Consider the following 21653-nt stretch of genomic DNA (forward strand, 5'->3'; position numbering starts at 1 on the left):
TTTGAGGAGGATGTCCTTGATATATCGTGAGAAATTAAGCAATGGTTTGCGGATCGTAGTGGAAGAGATTCCTTTTGTCCGATCCGTATCGCTCGGGATTTGGGTAGGAACAGGTTCACGTGATGAAGAACCTGCCAACAATGGAATGTCCCATTTCCTTGAACACATGTTATTTAAGGGAACCGATACTCGTACGGCGAAACAGATCGCCGAACTTTTTGATGGCATTGGCGGGCAGGTGAATGCATTTACTTCGAAGGAATACACCTGTTTTTACGCGAAAGTGCTCGATGAACACTTTGAACTGGCTTTATCCACTTTGGCAGATATGCTCTTTCATTCCTTATTTTTGGAAGAGGAAGTCAATAAAGAACGCAAAGTGATCATTGAAGAGATCAAAATGTACGAAGATGCACCCGATGAACTCGTCCATGATCTTATCGGTGAAACCGTATTCCCTTCACATCCGTTGGGTTTTTCGATACTCGGTACGGAGCAAAGCCTGAATTCGTTTACCCGGAAAGACATTTTACAATACATTCAAAATCACTATACCCCGGACAACATCGTTCTCGCGGTTGCTGGTAATGTACGCATGAGTCAAGTGCTTCCGATCGCAACCAAACTGTTCGAGGGTGCTTCGGGTACATGCAAACGTTCGAAATCGCAACCGCCAAAATTCATGCGGAACACTCAGGTTCGCAACAAAGCTACAGAACAGGCTCATCTTGTGTTGGCGACAGAATGTTACGCGTTTCATGATCCGCGCGTTTACCCTTTGATCTTACTTAATAATGTTTTGGGAGGTTCCTCCAGTTCACGCTTGTTCCAGGAGATTCGTGAAGAACGCGGTATGGCCTACTCTGTATACAGTTATTATACGGCTTACAGAGATACGGGCTTGTTCGGGATTTATGCGGGAACTTCACCGGAACAGGCGCAGCAGGTCATCGACCTGTGTGTAAAGATCCTAGATGACATCGTCGAGAACGGGATCACCGGTGATGAGCTGATGAAAGCGAAAGAGCAAGTCAAAGGATCGCTCATGCTTTCATTGGAGAGCACAAGTGCGCGCATGAGCCGCCTTGGAAAAAATGAACTGCTTTTGGGCCGTCAGGTTTCTCTCGATGAAACGTTGGAAAAAATCAACAACGTCACACTTGATCATGTGAAAGATGTAGCCATCGATATGTTTGATCAATCGTTGGCATTAGCTGCGGTTGGGCCGTTTGATCATCTCTCGGTACCGGATGATGTGTCATGAATGCTTCTGTACGAGTTCTTGTCAAAAGAATAGAAGGAAATGAAGATTTGCTGCTGCCCACGCAAATGACAGCCGAGAGCGCAGGATTTGATTTGCAAGCGGCGCTCAAAGAAGATTATATCCTTTTACCGGGAAAACGTGCACTCATCCCTACAGGAATCATGCTCGCTTTGCCGGAAGGATACGAAGCGCAGGTACGTCCACGTTCGGGTCTTGCGTTAAAACACGGGATCACCCTTGTGAACACCCCAGGGACAATCGACGCGGATTACCGCGGAGAGATCGGGGTAATCATGATCAATCTTGGCGATGATCCCTATACGATCAGACGAGGGGATCGAATTGCTCAATTGGTCATCCAAAAGCTCCCTTTCGTCGTTTGGGAAGAGGTCGCTGAATTACCTTCAACTTCCCGGGGCAGTGGAGGATTTGGTTCAACTGGGAGATGACGATCTTCTTGTGACGCATGCAGAATCCCTGTGTGCAGTACATTACGCCAAAACAGGTAATATAAAGCGACTCCTGACAGAGACGAGCGTTGGCCCCTCGTCTCTTTTTCATTTTTCACATAAGTAACTTCTACTTGGGCGCAAGCATATGATGGTGTACGTAACATCCCCAGGGGAGAAATCTTGGCGTAGCGCGCGATTTTCACTACAACGCCTTGAAATTTCTTAATAATGTCGTACAATGTGGTGAAAGGGGATACCCGTTCTATGCTAACTGGAATTAAAATGGCGTTTGTGGGCGGTGACGCTCGTCAACTCGAAATCATCCAACATGCCATTGAATTGGATGCGACAGCCGTTCTTATCGGTTTCGATGAATGGAACTTTGAGAGTGCCTACTCGATCCGTAGTGACTTGACGGTCGATGTTTTGAAAGATATCGATGCGTTGGTGCTTCCCGTAGCGGGCTGCGACGATCAGGGAATGATCAGCGCACACTACAGCACAGACGAAATTCGTCTGACGGAAGAACATTTCGCCGCATTGCCAAGGCAATGTCAAGTCTTCACGGGAATTGCGAGAAACTGGCTGACTGATATGTGCAAAAAATACGGCTTGCGCTTGATCAAGTTAATGGAACTTGATGAAGTGGCTATTTCCAACTCTATCCCCACGGCTGAAGGTGCCATCAAGATGGCGATGGAGCATACGGATATCACCATTCACGGATCAAAGACGGTTGTTCTCGGATTCGGGCGTTGCGGTGTAACACTCGCCCGCGTGGCAGCGGCTTTGGGTGCCAAAGTAAAAGTCGGAGCACGTAAAGACGCTGATTTGGCGCGAATTTACGAAATGGGGCTTGAACCATTCCACCTCTCCGAGATTATGAAGAATCTTCAAGAGGCGGAAGTTATTTTTAATACGATACCAGCCCCCATTTTGACGGCTGAAGTGCTCGCGCGCGTACCGAAAACGAGCGTCATAATCGATATCGCATCAGCGCCAGGTGGAACAGACTTTCGCTATGCTGAGAAAAGAGGAATAAAAGCATTTCTCGCTCCCAGTTTGCCGGGGATCGTTGCGCCCAAGACAGCCGGTCAGATTATTGCTCGCTCGCTCTGCCGGATGCTTTGGGAACACGCATAAACCTGGGGGTATGAGTTATGCAACTGGCGGGTAAAACGATCGGATTCGCGATAACTGGCTCTCACTGTACCTATGATGAAGTGCGTCCCGTTATGCAGAAGCTTGTGGAAATAGGAACAGATGTGATTCCTATTCTTTCATATACGGTAACATCGACAACTACCCGTTTTGCGGAAGCGGATGCTTGGATGCAAGAAATCGAGCAAATCTGTGGCCATAAACCGATTTCTTCCATCGTGGAAGCGGAGCCTCTGGGACCATCGAAAAAGCTTGACGCTGTCGTGATCGCCCCGTGTACGGGAAACACGATCAGCCGATTGGCAAATGCGATGACTGACAGTCCAGTATTGATGGCTGCAAAAGCCACGTTTCGTAATGATCGTCCTGTGGTGCTCGCCATCTCCACGAATGACGGTCTCGGTTTGAACATGGTCAATATCGCTCGTTTAATGGCGACGAAAAACGTATTCATGGTGCCGTTTGGCCAGGATGATCCGGAGAAGAAAATGAACAGTCTGGTCGCTCGCATGGAGATGATTATTCCGACTCTGGAACTCGCCTTGGAGAAGAAACAGATTCAACCCGTTATCATCGAAAAATTTAAAGATAAACAGAGATAGTTGATCAAAGGGAGATGCTGGAGATGGAGAAAAAAGAGCGTTACAACGTAGCTGTGGTTGGGGCAACGGGAGCCGTGGGTCAGAAAATCATAGAAACTTTGGAAAAACGCGATTTTCCGGTTGGAGAATTACGTTTGCTGGCCTCAGCCCGCTCGGCAGGTCAGCAAGTAACGTTTAAAGGTCAGACCTATACGGTGCAAGAAGCTGTACCTGAAGCGTTTGAAGGAATCGACTTCGCGTTGTTCTCTGCCGGCGGATCCGTTTCTGAAAAATTAGCACCTGCTGCTGTAGAGCGCGGGGCCGTCGTTATCGACAACACGAACGCTTTTCGTATGTTGCCGGAAGTCCCCCTCGTCGTTCCGGAAGTCAATCCTCACAAGATCTCGGAACATCGCGGTATTATCGCGAATCCGAACTGCTCGACCATTCAAATGGTGGTCGCCCTTAAGCCTCTCTATGACGCATATGGGATCGAACGCATCATCGTTTCGACATACCAAGCGGTTTCCGGTTCCGGGCAAGCGGCCATCGACGAATTGAAGGAACAAACATGGAAAATTTTGAACAATGAACCGATTGAACCGAAAGTGTTGCCCGTCAAGTCGTTGCCTCGCCACCATCAGATCGCTTTTAACGCGATCCCGCAGATCGATGTGTTTGAGGAGAACGGTTTTTCGCGTGAAGAAATGAAAATGATCAATGAAACACGCAAAATCTTGGGTGACGACAAGATTCAGATTACGACTACGTGTGTCCGAATCCCCGTATTCTACGGACACTCGGAATCGGTTTACATCGAAACGGAAAAATCGTTTGACATGGAAGAAGCCCGTTCTTTGCTCGCGTCCGCTCCGGGCGTCGTCGTAGTGGACGATCTTAAAGAACAGGAGTATCCTATGGCCATTTCTGCAGAAGGAAGATTTGAAACGTTCGTCGGGCGTATTCGACGGGATCTTTTCCATCCGAGAGGTTTAAATATGTGGGTGGTTTCCGACAACGTCCTCAAGGGAGCGGCTTGGAATGCTGTCCAAATTGCAGAATACATGGTGAAAACCAGATAAAGAGGGGTACTATGCGGATACTGGTACAAAAGTTCGGGGGAACTTCCGTTGCGACACCCGAGGTGAGGGAGCAAGCGATCGAGCATATAATGGACGCGCTTCGCAACGGGTATGCTGTCGTTGTCGTCGTTTCCGCGATGGGACGAAAAGGTTCCCCCTATGCTACAGATACATTGTTACAGTTGGTTGATCATGGAGAGTGCGAAGCGCGCGAACTGGATCTCCTCATGTCTTGTGGAGAGATTATTTCCGCTGTCGTTTTGTCTTCCGCGTTGCGCGAACGAGGTTTGGATACATGTGTGTTGACAGGCGGGCAAGCGGGTATCGTTACGAATGACGAATTCACGAACGCGTCGATTCTCACCATCCATCCGAAGCGCATTCGGAGCGAATTGGAGCGAGGCAAAATCGTGATCGTTACCGGCTTCCAAGGGATTACTGCTGAAGGTGAAATCACAACACTCGGACGCGGCGGGAGCGATACGACGGCTACCGCGCTCGGTGTGGCATTGGATGCGGAAATCGTCGATATCTTTACTGACGTGGAAGGTATCATGACTGCCGATCCGAGAATTGTCGGTGATGCGAAACGCCTCCATCAAGTTACTTATACGGAGATCTGCAATCTCGCTTATCAAGGGGCAAAAGTGATTCATCCACGCGCCGTTGAGATTGCGATGCAAAAGAATATTCCGATTCGTGTGCGTTCCACGCTTTCAAAAGATGAGGGGACTTTGGTTACATGCCAGGCTGAGTTGGATCGTTTGGAAGCGCGAGGGCTCGCCGACCGTCTGATCACGGGTGTCACGCAAACGGTGAATATCACACAAATTAAGGTGGCGGTTTCTCCAAGCAAAGGGAATCAACTGCAAATTTTTAAGGCGATGGCCGATCACGGGATTTCAGTCGATTTTATTTCCGTGACACCGACGGGGGTTGCCTTCACCGTAACGAATCAAGAGATCAGCAAAGCGATACAAGTGTTACGGGAACTGGGATATGAACCGGAAACACTTGCTAATTGTGCCAAAGTTTCTGTCGTGGGCGCGGGGATCGCCGGGGTTCCTGGCGTGATGGCAAAGATTGTAGAAGCACTCACTGATGAAGGTATCGAAATCCTCCAATCAGCCGACTCGCATACGACGATTTGGTGCCTTGTGCACGAGGAAGATATGACGCGCGCCGTACGTGCTTTGCATGCGAAATTTAACTTAAACAAATAATTATGAAGCGAGTTCAACTCTTATTTACTTTTTTATCTTAGGTGGTGTAAAAAGTGGATTTTGGTAGAGTTTTAACGGCCATGGTCACTCCGTTTGACGATTCTGGCGAGCATATTGATTGGAATCGTTTGGAGGTATTGGTCGAACATCTGGTTGCAACAGGAACGGAAACGCTTGTAGTCGCAGGCACTACGGGCGAGTCGCCGACATTGGCGCATGAGGAGAAAATTGAATTGTTCCGTCGTGTAGTGGAACTGGCAAAAGGGAGAACCAAAGTGATCGCCGGAACCGGTTCGAATAACACGAAAGCGACCATCGCGCTGTCCAAAGAGGCAGAGGAATGCGGAGTCGACGGACTGCTTCTCGTCGCTCCGTATTATAACAAACCTTCACAAGAAGGACTGTACCAACATTTTAAAACAGTGGCCGAGTCGGTCGGGCTGCCTTGCATCCTTTATAATATTCCTGGACGCACCTCGATCAACATCGAGATCGAAACGCAATTGAAGCTCGCGGAGATTCCCAATATCATCGGTAGCAAGGAATCGAGTACGATCGAACAGGTGAGTCGTTTGCTGGCTCAAGCACCGCGGGATTTTGTCGTCTACAGTGGAGACGATAAGACCCTGCTTCCTTTGCTCGCCGTCGGCGGCCACGGAGTGATTTCCGTCGCTTCACACGTTGTAGGTCAACCCATCAAAGAGATGATCGATCATTTCTTTGCCGGTCGCATACATGAGGCGATCGGGCTGCATCAGCGTTTATTGCCGATCTTTGAAGGCCTGTTTTTGACGACGAATCCCTCGCTTGTGAAGGAAGCGCTGAATCATATTGGTGTGCCTGTAGGTCCTGTACGCTTACCGCTTGTGGCTGCGGAAGAGCCTCTCAAGCAGAAGATTCACGAACTCCTGCGCGAATGGTATCCACAAAAATGAACAAAGTAGCCACTCATGCCGCATGCGGCACCATCAGAGGATGAAGAGTGTCTTTGGGTGGGCGTAATGCTTTGCGTGAGACAGCGACTTTGGAGATCGTCTCGCGACATCTGTGCATTGTTCCGTGCGAGACGACCTCCACGGAGCTCGAACGCAAAGCATACGCCCGCCAAACTACACATTTTCAAGATAGCTCCTGACTGGCTTACGCGTCAGGAGCTCTTTTTTTGTCGAGTATAAGGCAATCAGCTCGTACATACTAATTGTGAAGTTGTCTTGTGTCGGATACAACCTTGATGTATAATTATGGCTAAGGTGACTGGTACGGGTTAAGGTGACACGAACTAGGACAATATGAAAATAAAGACCGTTTGGAGGTGTAGGTTTGAGCAAGACGATCAATAAGTTGTCGATCATTCCGTTGGGCGGCGTTGGAGAGATCGGCAAAAATATGACGGCGTATTGTCACGGAAACGACATCATCGTGATTGACGCCGGTCTGAAATTCCCGGAAGAGGAGATGTTAGGAATAGACATCGTCATTCCTGATATCACGTATTTGATTGAGAATAAGCAGAAAGTTCGGGGTATCTTTCTCACTCACGGGCATGAAGACCATATTGGCGGACTCCCTTATTTCTTGAAACACATCAATGTCCCTGTTTACGGTACCAAGCTCACTCTTGGACTCGTGGAAGCGAAGTTGCGCGAACACGGTCTTCTCGATACAGCAAACCTCAATGTCATCACCAACCGTAGTGTAATTCAATTGGGTTGTTTCGAAGTAACTCCCTTCTATAACAATCACAGCATTCCGGACACGGTCGGTTTTGCAATCGACACACCTGAAGGGGTTGTCGTCCACACAGGCGATTTCAAATTTGATTTTACTCCTGTAGACGGGCGCACTGCAGATTATCATAAGCTTGCAGAATTAGGCGAACGCGGTGTATTAGCTTTGCTTTCAGACAGCACGAATGCGGAACGACCCGGGTATACGATGTCTGAACGTGTCGTTGGCCAAACAATTGATGAAGTGATCGCCAATGCGGAACGGCGCGTGATTTTGGCAACGTTTGCCTCTAATCTTCATCGGATTCAACAAGTATTTGAAGCGGCAGAAAGACACGGGCGTAAAGTGACGGTCGTGGGGCGCAGTATGGTTAACAACATTAACATCGCATTAGAGCTGGGCTATCTGAAGATCAGCAAAGGAACACTGGTTGAGCCGGATGAAATCAATAAACTTCCGGCTGACAAGATCGTGATCCTTTCCACCGGAAGTCAAGGTGAACCGATGTCCGCTCTTACACGAATGGCTCGTGCAACACACAGGAAAATTGAAATTTTGCCTGATGATACCGTTATTATCGCTTCATCGCCCATTCCCGGAAATGAGAAGTTCGTCGCTCGTACCATCGATCAACTCTTCCGTATTGGCGCGAAGGTCATTTATCAGTCGGTATCCGGAGTACATGTTTCTGGACATGCCAGCCAGGAAGAACTCAAGCTGATGTTGAATCTCGTTCGGCCGAAGTATTTTATTCCTGTCCACGGAGAATTTCGCATGTTAAAGAGACACGCCGAATTAGCGGAAATGGTCGGCGTGAATCCTGATAACATTTTTATCGTCGATATCGGGGATACAGTTGAATTCCAAAATGGACGGGGTCGACTCGGCCCGAAAGTAACTGCCGGCAATGTCTTAATCGACGGACTGGGAGTCGGCGATGTGGGAAATATTGTGTTGCGTGATCGCAAACTTCTCTCTCAAGACGGAATTCTCGTCGTGGTAGTCACCCTCTCGAAACAAGATGGTTCCATTCTCTCGGGTCCTGATATTATCTCTCGCGGATTTGTCTATGTGCGTGAATCGGAAGAGCTTCTTGAAGAAGCGAATCGTATCGTCACACAGACGCTTTCGAAACTTGTTTCCGAAAACGTAAATGAATGGTCGTCTTTAAAAACGGGAGTGCGTGACGCACTCGGGCGTTTTCTCTATGAGCAAACACGCCGTCGCCCAATGATTCTTCCGATCATCATGGAAACCTGAATGAAACGATAAGCTCAGCCACAAAGGCTGAGCTTTTTTGTATGGAATTTCCTCTCTAAAACCATACTAAGGGTGTCTAAAACAAAACATGCGCATGTAAGCTCCATCATATGAAGGAGAGTGAAAATGACATCATGACATATTGGAATGAATCATGGACTCGCATACAGAACCCTACCCGGGTAAATATGGAACATGGAAATGCGCCTCCTGTCGAGAATCCGCCCCATCCTCCCGGAGGCCCCCCGGCACCCCCCTCAATTCCGCCGAGTGTACCCGAATTGACGAAAGAAGGGGTGAATCCGGCAGAGAATATCGAGTCACTAGGTACAGCGAATATAGCGACTACCGGGGAATCAAATATATACTGCATCACGGTGATCGGCCAGATTGAAGGACATTTGGTCTTGCCGCCACAAAATAAAACGACGAAATATGAGCATATCATCCCGCAATTAGTCGCAGCGGAACAGAATGAAAAGATAGAAGGTATCCTCATTATTTTAAATACGGTCGGCGGTGATGTGGAAGCAGGTCTGGCGATCGCCGAGATGATCGCATCATTGTCAAAGCCTACCGTCACCTTAGTGTTAGGGGGCGGTCATTCGATCGGCGTCCCGATTGCCGTCAGTTCAAACTATAGTTTCATCGCCGAAACGGCGACGATGACCATACATCCGATACGTTTGACAGGACTCGTAATCGGCGTTCCTCAATCGTTTGAGTATCTGGAGAAAATGCAGGAGCGTGTCATCCGCTTTGTCATCTCCCATTCGCGTATCAGTGAACAGAAGTTCCGTGAGTTGATGCTGACTACAGGAGAGTTAGCGCGCGATATCGGTACGACGGTGGTCGGCAAAGATGCGGTCGAATTCGGTTTGATCGACGCCATCGGTGGGATCGGCGATGCGATCAAAAAGTTAAACGAACTGACCGCAGAGTATCGGCAAAAGAAAACGACAGGTGTTGTCCAATGATGTATTGGGCAGCGATACCTATGGAAGCCGTGTTTGATGGGTTTGAAACAATGACTTGCAATTGGAAGGAGATTGAATATCAAGGAGTCAAGTTGCTGGTCGAACCCTACGAAAACGGGTTAGGGAAAGTTGTCCGTCTGCTTTCTCCCGATCCTTACGATTATTTAAAAGCTGATTTTGCCCCTGGTGCGGTTATACCTCTACATGACAGTAGAATTTCCCGTTACTAATAGTGTGATCACGTAGTGTGATCGCGCAACGAGCCCCTCACCGCTTCGGAGAGGGGTTTTATTATGCACATCATGGCCATTTATCGAACGACCGGCTTTGTCTGTCCAGTCTTTGATCTTACTCGGTATTGTGGTAAAACACATGGTAATGCAGGAATATCCTGAACGATTGACGAATGTTTTCTACGCTTGCTGTTTGCAATCCAATCGTTTCCTGTGGATGAGGCCCATAAAATTGCAGGCACTGACTTCAGATTGGGGATTTTGCATACGATGAGGGAGGTTTTATGGGAAAAAAAATCGAGCAAACGAAATCATTCATCAAATATGAAATTATCGGCTTGATTCTTCTGGCGATTGCAGGAGTATCATTAGCCAGGGTAGGTTGGTTAGGGGAATATGTGAATTATCTGTTCCTGTTCGCAGCCGGTAACTGGTACTGGCTGTTAGGCGTTTATCTGTGCTACCTTGCTTTTTTTGTGATGGTGAAACGTACGCGGCCGCAGATCACTCGGCGTATGGCGGGAATCCTGCTTTTTCTCTTGGTTTTGCTTACATGGGATCATTTAAATCTCTACACGGTTCTGCTTCATTCCCATGGGAATGTGGAACCGGACATGTTGGATGAAACGGTCACACGGATCTATGCGCTGCATGATTACCTGGAAGGCAAGCATCAGCCGATAAGTGCGGGAGGCGGATTAATCGGCCTCTTATTCTTTCTTATTGCCCACAAACTGTTTGATACATTGGGCTTGTTGATCGTATTAATCATCAGTGGGATCATCTCGTTGATACTCATAACCGGTAAGTCGCTTGTCGCTTTCGTCGGGAAAATAAAGAGCAAGATCGATAAACGATCAGAAAAATTAGGGCAGCGCGTAAAGTCGATAGTGGAAGAGTCTAAGAATCAACGACATTTGAAGAAAGAAGCGGTAGAGCGGGCAAGAACGGAGCAAGCGATAGAGATGGGGGAAGAGGAGCAGGCGGAAAGCCCTAGAAAAACGAATCGTTTCCGGTTCTTTACCAAGAAGAAAGGTAAGACACAAGAGGATCATGAACGAAACCCTGAATCAGGAGAAAAGAGGGAAGAAATTCCTCTCGTCTTTCGTGATTTTACGGAAAACATCCTCTTGGAGGATAAATCCGCTAACGGCGGCTCCGCTCTCGATGGTCAGCAGGAACTTGGACCAACTTTTGAGACCCTGAGTCAACACGCGAAGATTCGTGTGCGTTTTCCGCATGCAGAACAGTTGTCTGAAGAAAATCCTGCTTCCTCAAATGATCCGGTTCAATGGGTGATGAATGTACCTGATGAACATTATCAGATTCCACACGTGTCATTGTTGGATCTGCCAAAGAAAATGCGCGGGGGAAAAGACCGGCAGGATGTAATGGAAAACGCGAAAAAACTGGAAGAAACGCTCGACAGTTTCGGAGTGCAAGTGAAAGTGACAGAAGTGCATCGAGGGCCGACGGTTACTCGCTATGAAGTGACGCCCGCAGTCGGGGTGAAAGTGTCCCGTATCGTCAGTCTGACGGACGATTTGGCGCTTGCCTTGGCTGCAAGGGATATTCGTATTGAAGCGCCGATTCCGGGCAAATCGGCGGTAGGAATCGAAGTACCGAATAAAGAGGTCGCGGTCGTAAGCTTGCGCGAAGTCCTCGAGAGCGATGAGTTTCAAAAATCCGAATCCAGGCTTACAATCGCTCTTGGCAGAGATATTTCCGGTGCCCCGATCGTTGGCAACCTCGCCAAAATGCCTCATGTTCTTGTGGCGGGAGCGACCGGATCGGGAAAATCGGTCTGTATCAACGGAATGATTACCAGTATTTTGTATAAAGCGAAGCCGCATGAAGTGAAATTCATCATGGTCGATCCGAAAATGGTCGAGTTGAACGTGTATAACGGTATCCCACACCTCATGGCCCCCGTCGTTACGGATCCGCGGCGAGCGGCTTATGCATTGAAGAAAGTGGTTGCGGAGATGGAACACAGGTATGAGCTGTTTGCCAAAGAAGGCGCCCGAAACATGGAAGGTTACAATGCCATGATGGCTGAACGCGGTCAGCCGCAATTGCCTTTTATCGTTGTCATCGTTGACGAGTTGGCCGATCTGATGATGGTGGCCCCTGGTGATGTCGAAGATGCGATTTGTCGCTTGGCACAGATGGCGCGTGCCGCCGGGATTCACTTGATCATCGCGACACAGCGTCCTTCCGTGGATGTGATCACGGGGGTGATCAAAGCGAACATCCCTTCACGCATTGCTTTCGCCGTTTCTTCTCAGGTGGATTCGCGAACGATCCTCGATTCGGGCGGCGCGGAGAAATTATTGGGAAGAGGGGACATGCTGTATTTGCCGATCGGCGAATCGAAGCCGATTCGCGTTCAAGGCGCATTCCTATCAGATGCGGAGGTGGAACGAGTCGTCTCGTTTGTGAAGAATCAACAGCAAGAACCATCATATACGCTCGATTTGAGCGTTCCTCAAGAAGAAAATGCAGCAAAAGACGAAGATATCGATCCCCTCTTTTATGAAGCGCTGAAATTGGTGGTCGAATCAGAACAGGCCTCTGTTTCCATGATTCAAAGGCGATTGAAAGTCGGTTATGCGCGTGCGGCGAGATTGATTGATCAAATGGAAGAACGGGGATATGTCGGGCCTTTTGAGGGTTCAAGACCGCGTGAAGTCTTATTGACAAAAGAACAATGGAATGCCATGAACATGAATGTGATGTAATCATTAACAGATAATGGGGTAGAATAAAAAACGAAATGTTGTAAGAATCAGCATTTCGTTTTTTATTTTCTTGAAAAGGTTCTTGGCATGTACAGTCGAATTTTGTAGAATAATACTCGAGTCAGACGTCAGACAAGGAGGGTATTGTGAATCAAATTCGATCGGATCATCGTCCTTTGTACCAACTCGTTATCGATCATATGAAGCAGTTAAAGGCTTCCGGTGAATGGACGGCAGGAACACGATTGCCATCCGAGAATGAGTTGGCCAAGCGCTTTGGCGTGAGTCGAGCTACTCTGCGGGAAGCGCTCCGCATCCTCGAAGAAGAAGGATTTATCATCCGCAAACACGGAATCGGTACATTTATCGCGGAGAAGCAAGTTTTTAAAGGCGGAATCGAGCAATTGTTTTCTGTGACCGAATGGATTCGGCGCACCGGATATACCCCGGGAACGAGCGGTTTTTCCATGCGTATCATCCAGGCAACCGACGAGTGGAGAGAGCGGTTCGATATGGAAGATTTGCGTTTTCTGTACGAAATCACGCGAATCCGCACAGCGAATGAACAACCTGTGGTATTTTGCCGCGATATCGTGCCTGTTCCATATCTGACAGAAGAATGGAAAGAAAAATATGAGTCATTGTTGGAAGCGCTCACAAACATCTCGGGAATCGAGATCCGGTATGCGATCGCAGATATTCTGCCGGTTGCTTACGATCCGGAAGTGTCTCCCTTACTGCAGTTGACCCAGGGAGAGACCATGCTGTTATTGGAGCAGTTGCACTATGATGCGGCAGACCGACCGATCATCTTCTCAACAAACTATTTTCGAGCAGACAAGTTTCATTTTCATGTGATGCGAAAAAGGCAATAATGTATTGAAGTAATGTACATTCCAACAGATATCGAAAGGGTGTTACATATGGCCAAAAACAAAAAAATCCTGTCGATCGTAGCGACAGGGGTATTGTCAACAAGTCTCATGCTTGCTGGATGCGGAGCCGCAAAACAAGGAGAACCCGGTGCCGGCGGGGCGGCAGATGGCAAGAAACTGCGCATTGCGATGGTGACCGATGTCGGTGGTGTTAACGACAACTCGTTCAACCAGTCCGCTTGGGAAGGATTACAAAGGGCGCAAAAAGATCTGGGAATCGATGCTAAATACCAAGAGTCTCACAGCGCGGAGGACTACCAGCCGAATTTGAACAGTTTCGTCAAAGCCAACTATGATTTGACTTGGGGCATTGGTTACGCGATGGCCAAAGATTTAACGACCGTCGCCCAGCAAAATCCGAATGCCAAATTGGCGATTGTCGACTCCAATCTGGATGGCAAGATTCCGTCTAACGTAGAAGCGGTGACCTTCAAAGAACAAGAAGGATCCTTTCTGATGGGTGTCATCGCCGGTTTGATGACCAAATCCAACAAGGTCGGATTCATCGGAGGTGTGCAAGTTCCTCTGATTGAGAAGTTCGAATACGGTTTTCGCGCGGGCGTTCATGCGGTGAACCCGAAAGCGACCGTCAGTGTCGCGTATGCAGGGGCGTTTAACGCATCCGATAAGGGGAAAGTGTTGGCGGCTACCATGTACGACCAGGGTGTTGACGTGATCTTCCCTGCGGCTGGTGCGACGGGTGACGGTGTTTTTAAAGAGGCAAAGGAACGCGGTGCTGGCAAATGGGTGATCGGAGTTGACCGTGATCAATCCTACCTGGCTCCGGATAACACGTTATCATCGATGGTGAAACACGTGGATGTCGCCGTCTATACTGTGGCGAAAGATTTGAAAGCGGGCAAGTGGAACGGCGGACATGAGCTGACCTTGGGATTGAAAGATGACGGGGTTGGTTATGCTCCTACGACAAATAAACACGTTCCTGCTGATGTCCTCAAAAAAGTGGATGACTTCAAGCAAAAAATCATCAATGGCGAGATCAAAGTGCCAAGTACAAAAGCGGAATTTGACGCATTCGTAGCCGGCAAATAATTTCGGGAGACAAGGCGAGTGGGACACGCTCGCCTTGTTTTTAAGTAGCCCACCATGCCACATACGGCGTAACGTAAAATTACCAGGAGGTATCCACGTGACTCCAGTTGTCGAAATGCTCGGTATCACAAAGCGTTTTCCCGGGATTGTCGCCAATGACCAAATTAACCTGGTCGTTAATCAGGGGGAGATTCACGCGCTGCTTGGAGAAAACGGTGCAGGAAAATCGACGCTTATGAATATCTTGTTTGGTCTCTATCAGCCTGATGAGGGAGAGATTCACATCCGCGGAAAGCGCGTGAAGATTACCGATCCTAACGTTGCAAATCGCCTTGGAATCGGTATGGTGCATCAACATTTCATGTTGGTTGAACCGTTTACAGTGACCGAAAATATCGTTCTCGGTTCGGAACCGCGCAAAGGTTTATTTATCGATCTGGATAAAGCTGCACGTGAAGTACAAGAATTGTCCGACCGGTATGGATTGCAGGTTGATCCTTTTGCGAAAATTGAAAACATTTCGGTGGGGATGCAGCAACGGGTAGAAATTCTAAAGACTCTATACCGCGGGGCGGATATTATTATCTTCGACGAACCGACAGCCGTTTTGACACCGCAGGAAATCAAAGAGTTGCTGGAGATTATGCGTAATCTGGTACGTGAGGGCAAGTCGATCATTTTTATTACGCATAAGTTGAAAGAAATCATGGCGATCTGTGATCGTGTGACGATCATTCGCAGAGGGCGCTACATTGATTCACTGGCAGTGAAAGATACGAACCCTCGTGAATTGGCTGCCAAGATGGTTGGGAGAGAAGTCACCTTCTCTGTCGAGAAAAAGCCCGCTCAGCAGAAGAATACGGTTCTTGAAATACAGAATGTAATGGCGGAAGGGAATCGCGGAGTCGATGCATTGCGCGGGATTTCGCTTGAAGTGCGTGAAGGGGAAATTTTGGGGATCGCCGGTGTGGAAGGGAACGGACAATCTGAATTGATTGAAGTGATCGTCGGCCTGCGCAAAGTCAAATCCGGACGTATTCTGTTAAAAGGAAAAGAGATCACAAACAAACATCCGCGGGAGATTTATGAAGCGGGAGTTTCTCATATACCGGAAGACCGGCACAAACACGGCCTCGTACTGGACTACAGTATCGGTGAAAATATGGTACTCAATACGTATTACAAGGAACCTTTTTCACGCAAAGGCTTTTTAAATTACGCACAAATTTTTAAGCATGCGAGAAAGCTGATTCAAGCGTTTGACGTGCGTACACCGGATGAATACACGCCGGCACGCGCATTGTCCGGCGGAAATCAACAGAAAGGCATTATCGCGCGAGAGGTAGATCGCGATCCGGATCTACTGATCGCCGCTCAACCGACGCGCGGCCTCGATGTGGGAGCGATCGAATTCATTCATAAGAAACTCATCGAACAGAGAGATAAAGGAAAAGCTGTTCTTCTGCTCTCTCTTGAACTCGATGAAATCATGAACGTGGCAGACCGTATCGCCGTCATTTATGAAGGACGCATTGTCGGTATTGTCGATCCTAAAGAAGTGAATGAAGACCAGTTGGGTCTCATGATGGCGGGCGCGACGAGCGGTCATCCGGGTGAAGAAAGGGGTGAAGAGTAGATGGATAAAACCATGCGTCCGTTTCAGGCGTTCACCGTACCCGTGGTGGCCGTGGTGCTTGGTCTCGTCGTTGGGGCGGTCTTGATGCTTATTCTTGGATACAATCCGTTCAACGGATATGTCGCTATGTTTCAAGGGATTTTTGGTAGCCTTTATAACATCGGTGAGACACTGCGCATGGTGACCCCGTTGATCTTCACGGGGCTTGCGGTCGCATTCGCTTTTCGCACAGGTCTATTCAATATCGGTGTGGAAGGACAATTTATGATCGGTCAGCTGGCTGCCCTGTACGTGGGAATCATGTGGAAGTTGCCGACAGGAATTCATGCGGCTGTAGCATTGCTCGCGGCAATGATCGCTGGCGGCCTCTGGGCAGCGATTGCAGGATTCTTGAAAGCGCGTATGCGCATCCACGAAGTGATCACCACCATCATGCTGAATTATATCGCTTTGTATACATCAAACTACGTCATCAGTCACTTTTTGAAATCGGAAACGGAACGTTCGAAAGATATTCTCCCTACCGCTTCGTTGAAAGCACCTTTGCTTTCCGTGATGTTCGATAACGCGCGCATTCATTGGGGTATACTCATCTCCTTGCTATTTGCTGTCATCGCATACTGGCTGCTGTTTAAAACGGTGCTCGGTTATGAGTTGCGTGCTGTTGGTTTCAATCCGCATGCGGCAGAATACGCCGGTATGAACGTATCGCGTAATATCGTTCTCTCAATGGCCATTTCGGGGATGATTGCCGCCGCTGGTGGTGCATGCGAAACACTTGGCGTTTACGGATACATGTCGATCGCCGCCGGATTTTCAGGGATCGGATTCGATGGGATTGCTGTAGCGCTCATTGGTGCAAACAACCCGTTTGGAGTCATCCTCTCCGCACTTCTTTTTGGCGGGCTGACTTACGGTTCGAACAACATGCAAATGGTCGAGAATATCCCCACAGAGATCATTCGCGTGGTCATGGCGCTGATCATTTTCTTCGTTGCGGCAGGCGGATTCGTCAAATGGTTACTTGGGGTGTTCCGTCGTCGTCAGGAGGTGCAAAAGTAGATGGCAGTATCGGCTCTTGTAGAAACGGTTTTGAACAACACCATCATGTATTCAACTCCTCTGATCCTAGGGGCTTTGGGAGGAGTGGTGTCGGAACGGGCAGGTGTCGTCAATATCGCTTTAGAAGGACTGATGACGATCGGCGCATTTGCCGCTGCCGTTACCACCATTTTCGTAGGTGAACAATTGGGGTTGTCCGGCTTGGCACCATGGGCGGGTTTGCTCGCAGCCATGTTGTGTGGGGTGCTTTTCTCCCTTCCTCATGCTGTTGCATCGATTCATTTCAAAGCCGATCAGGTCGTCTCGGGGGTGGCGCTCAATTTTCTCGCTGCCGGATTTTCCATTTTTATGGTAAAACGTTTGTTTAATGGTTCTGCGCAAACGACTACGGTGCAGTTTCCATTTAACAAGATTACCATTCCGGGATTGACGGACGTTCCAGTTATCGGAAAAGGGATATTCTCCTCCTACCCGACGTCTTACATCGCATTTCTGCTTGTCTTCGTCTTCTGGCTCATTCTTTATAAAACACCGTTCGGACTGCGTTTGCGGGCGATCGGAGAGCATCCGCGGGCGGCTGATACGTTAGGCGTTAATGTATATAATTATCGATATATCGCTGTGATGATTTCCGGTGCGCTTGCAGGTTTGGGGGGAGCCGGGATGTCGATCGCGATCACAGGGGTATTTCAACAGAACACGATTTCGGGACATGGTTTTATGGCACTTGCCGCGATGATTTTTGGAAAATGGCATCCCGTCGGTGCAATGGGAGCCGCCTTATTCTTCGGGTTTGCAACCGCATTGGCCGCATCGGGACAAGTCTTGGGATTGACCAAATATGTGCCGAGCGAACTATTGAACATGCTTCCATACCTCTTAACAATCCTCGCGTTAGCGGGTGTAGTCGGAAAAGCGGAAGCGCCTGCAGCCGACGGAAAACCCTATGAAAAAGGGCAAAGATAATCATGTTTCCTTGTGGATGAATCCATTATAATTTTGGGTGGGTCATCCACTTTTTTCATGTTCTTGCGAGTCACTGCCTGTCTTTTATAATCCTTCGAAAAACAAAACTTTAATTATTCGTTTAAACCTCGTATAATGAGGACAATAACGCGAGAGTGATTCTAAGGAGTCAGTGCTATGAATGAAGTGATGAAACGCTATCATGAAGTGGCTTCTTTGCCTATATATCGCAACCGCAATTTAACGATGATGACCGATTTGTATCAGCTGACCATGATGTACGGGTATTATAAGAGCGGTCGCATGAATCAGGAGGTGGTCTTCGATACATATTTTCGCAAACATCCTTGCGGCGGCGGTTATGTTGTGGCTGCGGGGCTTGAGCAAGCGATCATTTACCTGATGAGTTTGCGTTTCACGGAGGAGGATTTAGCTTATTTGCGATCGCTCGAACTGTTCGATGAAGGGTTCCTCGATGAACTTCGGCGTTTCCGTTTTACCGGGAGCCTCTATGCGATGCCCGAAGGCACGATCGCTTTTGCCAACGAACCACTCTTGCGGTTTCGCGGAAGGATTTTGGAGTTGCAGTTGATCGAATCGGCCATCCTTTCGTTCGTGAATCATCAAACGCTGATCGCTACCAAAGCGTCGCGGATCGTGCACTCCGCACGCACGGAATTGGTCGATCTGAGTGCTGATACAATCATGGAATTCGGACTGCGTCGCGCACAGAACGCGGATGCAGCCAACTTCGGGGCACGGGCAGCTTATATCGGCGGCTGTATAGGCACATCGAACGTGTATGCGGGCCAGAATTTTGGAATCCCTGTGATGGGAACGATGGCCCACAGTTGGGTGCAAAGTTTTCCCAGTGAACTCGACGCTTTTCGCGCCTTTGCGAACGCGTTTCCTGATAAGACTGTTCTGCTCGTCGATACGTATAACACGTTGCAGAGCGGGATGGTTCACGCGATTCAAGTCGCTCGGGAAATGAGAGAGCGTGGTCAAGAACTGCTGGGGGTTCGCCTTGATTCCGGAGATCTCGCGTACTTATCCAAGGAGGCGCGGCGCATGTTGGATGAAGCGGGATTCCCTGATGTGAAGATCGTCGCCTCCTCTGATCTGGATGAAGGAACCATCCGCGATCTCATCATTCAGGGCGCCCGGATCGATCAATGGGGTGTCGGCACTTCTTTAATCACATCCAAGGACTGTCCGTCGCTCGGAGGCGTTTATAAGCTGGTGGCAGAGGTCGATGGAGATGAATTCATTCCTCGCATCAAAGTTTCCGAGAATCCACAAAAGATCACAAATCCCGGTTATAAACGGGTGGTTCGTTTGTATGACACGGAGGGCATGGCAACGGCCGATTTGATTTGTCTTGATGAGGAAGTAATCGATACAGCAAGTCCCCTGGAACTTTTTGATCCTGTGCATACGTACAAGCGGAAAGTGGTTCAGAATTTTACCACGGAAGAATTGTTGATTCCCATCATCGAAAATGGAGAATTGGTGTATAAGATTCCTACGATTCATGAAATCCGACAGCGTGTTACGGATCAGTTAAAAAGATTCCCGGAAGAAGTCAAACGTTTGAAAAACCCGCATGTGTATCATGTGGATCTCTCTTTAAAATTATGGACATTAAAGCAAGAGCTCCTGTTGAAGAGTCAGACCGGAGCTCAAGCGATCGAACAAGATCCCGCTTAGACGTGGGATCTTTTGTATATACTACAAAAAAATGCAGGAGGGATACGGTGCATTCAGAGAGCAAAAGGGTGATTTCGATATATGATATTCCCGAAGCGGATGTGAAACGTCTACTAGCTGTGCTTAAAAATGATTTGAACGAGTATGAGGCGATCGACGAAGATTTCGAACCGGGGACGGAAGAGACGTTACAGAAGTTTGTGAAAGAATTGCAGAAACATATGAAAGAATAATTGTTGAATCATGATCGAAAAAGTCCACCGTCATGCATTGGCGTGGACTTTATTGGTCATGATAGGGATTTATGCCCATAATGTACGCTTGCGTAAAACCGATTTTGCGTCGGCGCATCTCGCGCAGCAAAGCGCGAATGATCGGTTCATGTCCGGTATGCATGAGCGTTTCTACGATCGTTTGGGTCGTGAACGGCTCATGGATGCTCTTCACCACGTCTGGGTCGGAAGATAGTTCATCGATCCATTCATCGGTATAATAATCACCGAGACGTTTTTGATACACGCGCCGATACAAGTCTTTTACGCGAAACGGTAGATGAAGAATTTTCAAGTAGAAATCGAGTTGATAGAAAGCTTTTGCTACATCTTTATCTGGATCTGACGTATGTCCCATCAAACCAACACCTCTTTCATTCCCATTATGAGCACAGGAACGATTCTTGGCAAGGGGGGCGGATCATCGCCCATAGGTAGATTTTCGAACTAGTTTGCGAACCAACGATTTGATAATATGTTATACTGTAGTGAATGGCTCGAAAACCGCTCAAAAGGAGTGGACGATAAGATGGAAGATTGGTATCTCGAGTATTACATCTCAAAAGACCGGCCTGGGTTATTGGGGGATATCGCATCCCTTTTAGGTATGCTTTCGATTAATATCGTCACGGTAAGTGGCGTCGACGAGAAAAACCGCGGATTTCTTATCCAAACGGACGATCGCCAAAAGATATCGGCGTTGCGCGGGATGTTGCGTCACGTTGAGAATATCACCGTGACCGCTTTACGCCAGCCCACTTTACTGGATCGCTTGGCATTGCGGCACGGCAAACTCATTCGCCGTGAGACGGACAACATAAAAACATATAAATTCACAAGGGATGAAGTAGGGATTTTGGTTGATTTTTTAGGGGAATTACTAAAAAAAGAAGGAAATCAAGTCATCGGTATCCGGGGAATGCCGCGTGTCGGGAAAACGGAATCGATCGTCGCGGCGAGCGTATATGCGAATAAGCGGTGGACATTTATATCTTCCACTCTTCTCCGGCAAACCGTACGCACGCAATTGGCGGAAGACGAGTTCGCTTGCGAAAACATGGTGTATATCTTTGATGGCATCGTTTCCACTTTGCGTGCAAATGAACAGCATCGCCGTCTGGTACGTGAAATCATGCGTATGGAAGCGCCGAAAGTCATCGAACATCCGGATATCTTTGTGCGCGAGACGGAATTCACGTGGGATGATTTTGACAGGATCATTGAATTGAGAAATACGATGGACGAAGAAATCACTTATCAGATGGTAGATCAGGGCTTTGATATGAGTTGATGAAAACCTGACTCCAGGGAGGTATG

At 48.3% G+C, this 21653-nt stretch carries 20 protein-coding genes; 19 read left to right on the forward strand and 1 reads right to left on the reverse strand.

Going from position 1 to position 21653, the window contains the following annotated elements:
- Window positions 1–16: 16 nt before the first annotated feature.
- The 18 genes from DNHGIG_RS17425 to DNHGIG_RS17510 all read left to right on the forward strand — a co-directional run bounded on the left by DNHGIG_RS17425 (window position 17) and on the right by DNHGIG_RS17510 (window position 20297).
- Window positions 17–1264, forward strand: a complete 1248-nt coding sequence (locus tag DNHGIG_RS17425; protein ID WP_439647781.1) for a M16 family metallopeptidase — start codon at window positions 17–19, stop codon at window positions 1262–1264.
- Window positions 1261–1713, forward strand: coding sequence for a dUTP diphosphatase (gene dut, locus DNHGIG_RS17430; protein ID WP_282200788.1), 453 nt, complete (start codon window positions 1261–1263; stop codon window positions 1711–1713). Before DNHGIG_RS17425 ends, dut begins: the two co-directional genes overlap by 4 nt.
- A 267-nt stretch (window positions 1714–1980) precedes the next feature.
- Window positions 1981–2859, forward strand: a complete 879-nt coding sequence (gene dpsA / locus DNHGIG_RS17435; protein WP_282200789.1) for a dipicolinate synthase subunit DpsA — start codon at window positions 1981–1983, stop codon at window positions 2857–2859.
- A 17-nt stretch (window positions 2860–2876) separates the two neighbouring features.
- Window positions 2877–3479, forward strand: a complete 603-nt coding sequence (locus DNHGIG_RS17440) for a dipicolinate synthase subunit B (protein WP_282200790.1) — start codon at window positions 2877–2879, stop codon at window positions 3477–3479.
- 23 nt (window positions 3480–3502) lie between these two features.
- Entirely contained in the window at window positions 3503–4540 is a 1038-nt protein-coding gene (locus tag DNHGIG_RS17445) for an aspartate-semialdehyde dehydrogenase (protein ID WP_282200791.1), read from the forward strand.
- A gap of 11 nt (window positions 4541–4551) precedes the next feature.
- Window positions 4552–5763 (forward strand): aspartate kinase, encoded by a 1212-nt coding sequence (dapG, locus tag DNHGIG_RS17450; protein ID WP_282200792.1) that lies wholly within the window; start codon window positions 4552–4554, stop codon window positions 5761–5763.
- 53 nt (window positions 5764–5816) lie between these two features.
- Complete coding sequence (dapA, locus tag DNHGIG_RS17455) at window positions 5817–6698, forward strand: 4-hydroxy-tetrahydrodipicolinate synthase (protein WP_282200793.1); 882 nt, start codon at window positions 5817–5819, stop codon at window positions 6696–6698.
- A 385-nt stretch (window positions 6699–7083) separates the two neighbouring features.
- A complete protein-coding gene (locus DNHGIG_RS17460) occupies window positions 7084–8751 on the forward strand; it encodes a ribonuclease J (RefSeq protein WP_282200794.1) in 1668 nt (555 codons plus the stop codon).
- Window positions 8752–8939: 188 nt separating this feature from the next.
- Window positions 8940–9728: a ClpP family protease gene (locus DNHGIG_RS17465; protein WP_282201466.1), complete on the forward strand. Its 789-nt coding sequence runs from the start codon at window positions 8940–8942 to the stop codon at window positions 9726–9728.
- Entirely contained in the window at window positions 9725–9958 is a 234-nt protein-coding gene (locus DNHGIG_RS17470) for a YlzJ-like family protein (RefSeq protein ID WP_282200795.1), read from the forward strand. The genes DNHGIG_RS17465 and DNHGIG_RS17470 overlap by 4 nt, the downstream gene beginning before the upstream one ends.
- A 287-nt stretch (window positions 9959–10245) precedes the next feature.
- Complete coding sequence (locus DNHGIG_RS17475; protein WP_282200796.1) at window positions 10246–12702, forward strand: DNA translocase FtsK; 2457 nt, start codon at window positions 10246–10248, stop codon at window positions 12700–12702.
- Between the two features lie 146 nt (window positions 12703–12848).
- A complete protein-coding gene (locus DNHGIG_RS17480; RefSeq protein ID WP_282200797.1) occupies window positions 12849–13577 on the forward strand; it encodes a GntR family transcriptional regulator in 729 nt (242 codons plus the stop codon).
- 48 nt (window positions 13578–13625) lie between these two features.
- Window positions 13626–14690: a BMP family lipoprotein gene (locus DNHGIG_RS17485; RefSeq protein ID WP_282200798.1), complete on the forward strand. Its 1065-nt coding sequence runs from the start codon at window positions 13626–13628 to the stop codon at window positions 14688–14690.
- A 115-nt stretch (window positions 14691–14805) separates the two neighbouring features.
- Entirely contained in the window at window positions 14806–16326 is a 1521-nt protein-coding gene (locus DNHGIG_RS17490) for an ABC transporter ATP-binding protein (protein ID WP_439647782.1), read from the forward strand.
- Window positions 16327–17388, forward strand: coding sequence for an ABC transporter permease (locus DNHGIG_RS17495; RefSeq protein WP_282200800.1), 1062 nt, complete (start codon window positions 16327–16329; stop codon window positions 17386–17388).
- The gene (locus DNHGIG_RS17500) at window positions 17389–18354 is read left to right on the forward strand and encodes an ABC transporter permease (protein WP_282200801.1); all 966 of its coding nucleotides are present in this window, start codon (window positions 17389–17391) and stop codon (window positions 18352–18354) included.
- Between the two features lie 177 nt (window positions 18355–18531).
- On the forward strand, window positions 18532–20064 hold the full coding sequence (locus DNHGIG_RS17505; protein ID WP_282200802.1) for a nicotinate phosphoribosyltransferase: 1533 nt from the start codon (window positions 18532–18534) through the stop codon (window positions 20062–20064).
- A gap of 47 nt (window positions 20065–20111) precedes the next feature.
- Entirely contained in the window at window positions 20112–20297 is a 186-nt protein-coding gene (locus tag DNHGIG_RS17510; protein ID WP_282200803.1) for a hypothetical protein, read from the forward strand.
- A 49-nt stretch (window positions 20298–20346) separates the two neighbouring features.
- Here the strand turns inward: DNHGIG_RS17510 and DNHGIG_RS17515 are convergent, their stop codons facing one another.
- Complete coding sequence (locus tag DNHGIG_RS17515; RefSeq protein ID WP_282200804.1) at window positions 20347–20694, reverse strand: hypothetical protein; 348 nt, start codon at window positions 20692–20694, stop codon at window positions 20347–20349.
- Between the two features lie 171 nt (window positions 20695–20865).
- Here DNHGIG_RS17515 and DNHGIG_RS17520 point away from each other — a divergent pair, with 171 nt between their 5' ends.
- Window positions 20866–21627, forward strand: a complete 762-nt coding sequence (locus tag DNHGIG_RS17520; protein ID WP_282200805.1) for a DUF3388 domain-containing protein — start codon at window positions 20866–20868, stop codon at window positions 21625–21627.
- Window positions 21628–21653 lie beyond the last annotated feature (26 nt).

It is taken from the genome of Collibacillus ludicampi (assembly GCF_023705585.1).
Lineage (GTDB): Bacteria > Bacillota > Bacilli > Tumebacillales > BOQE01 > Collibacillus > Collibacillus ludicampi.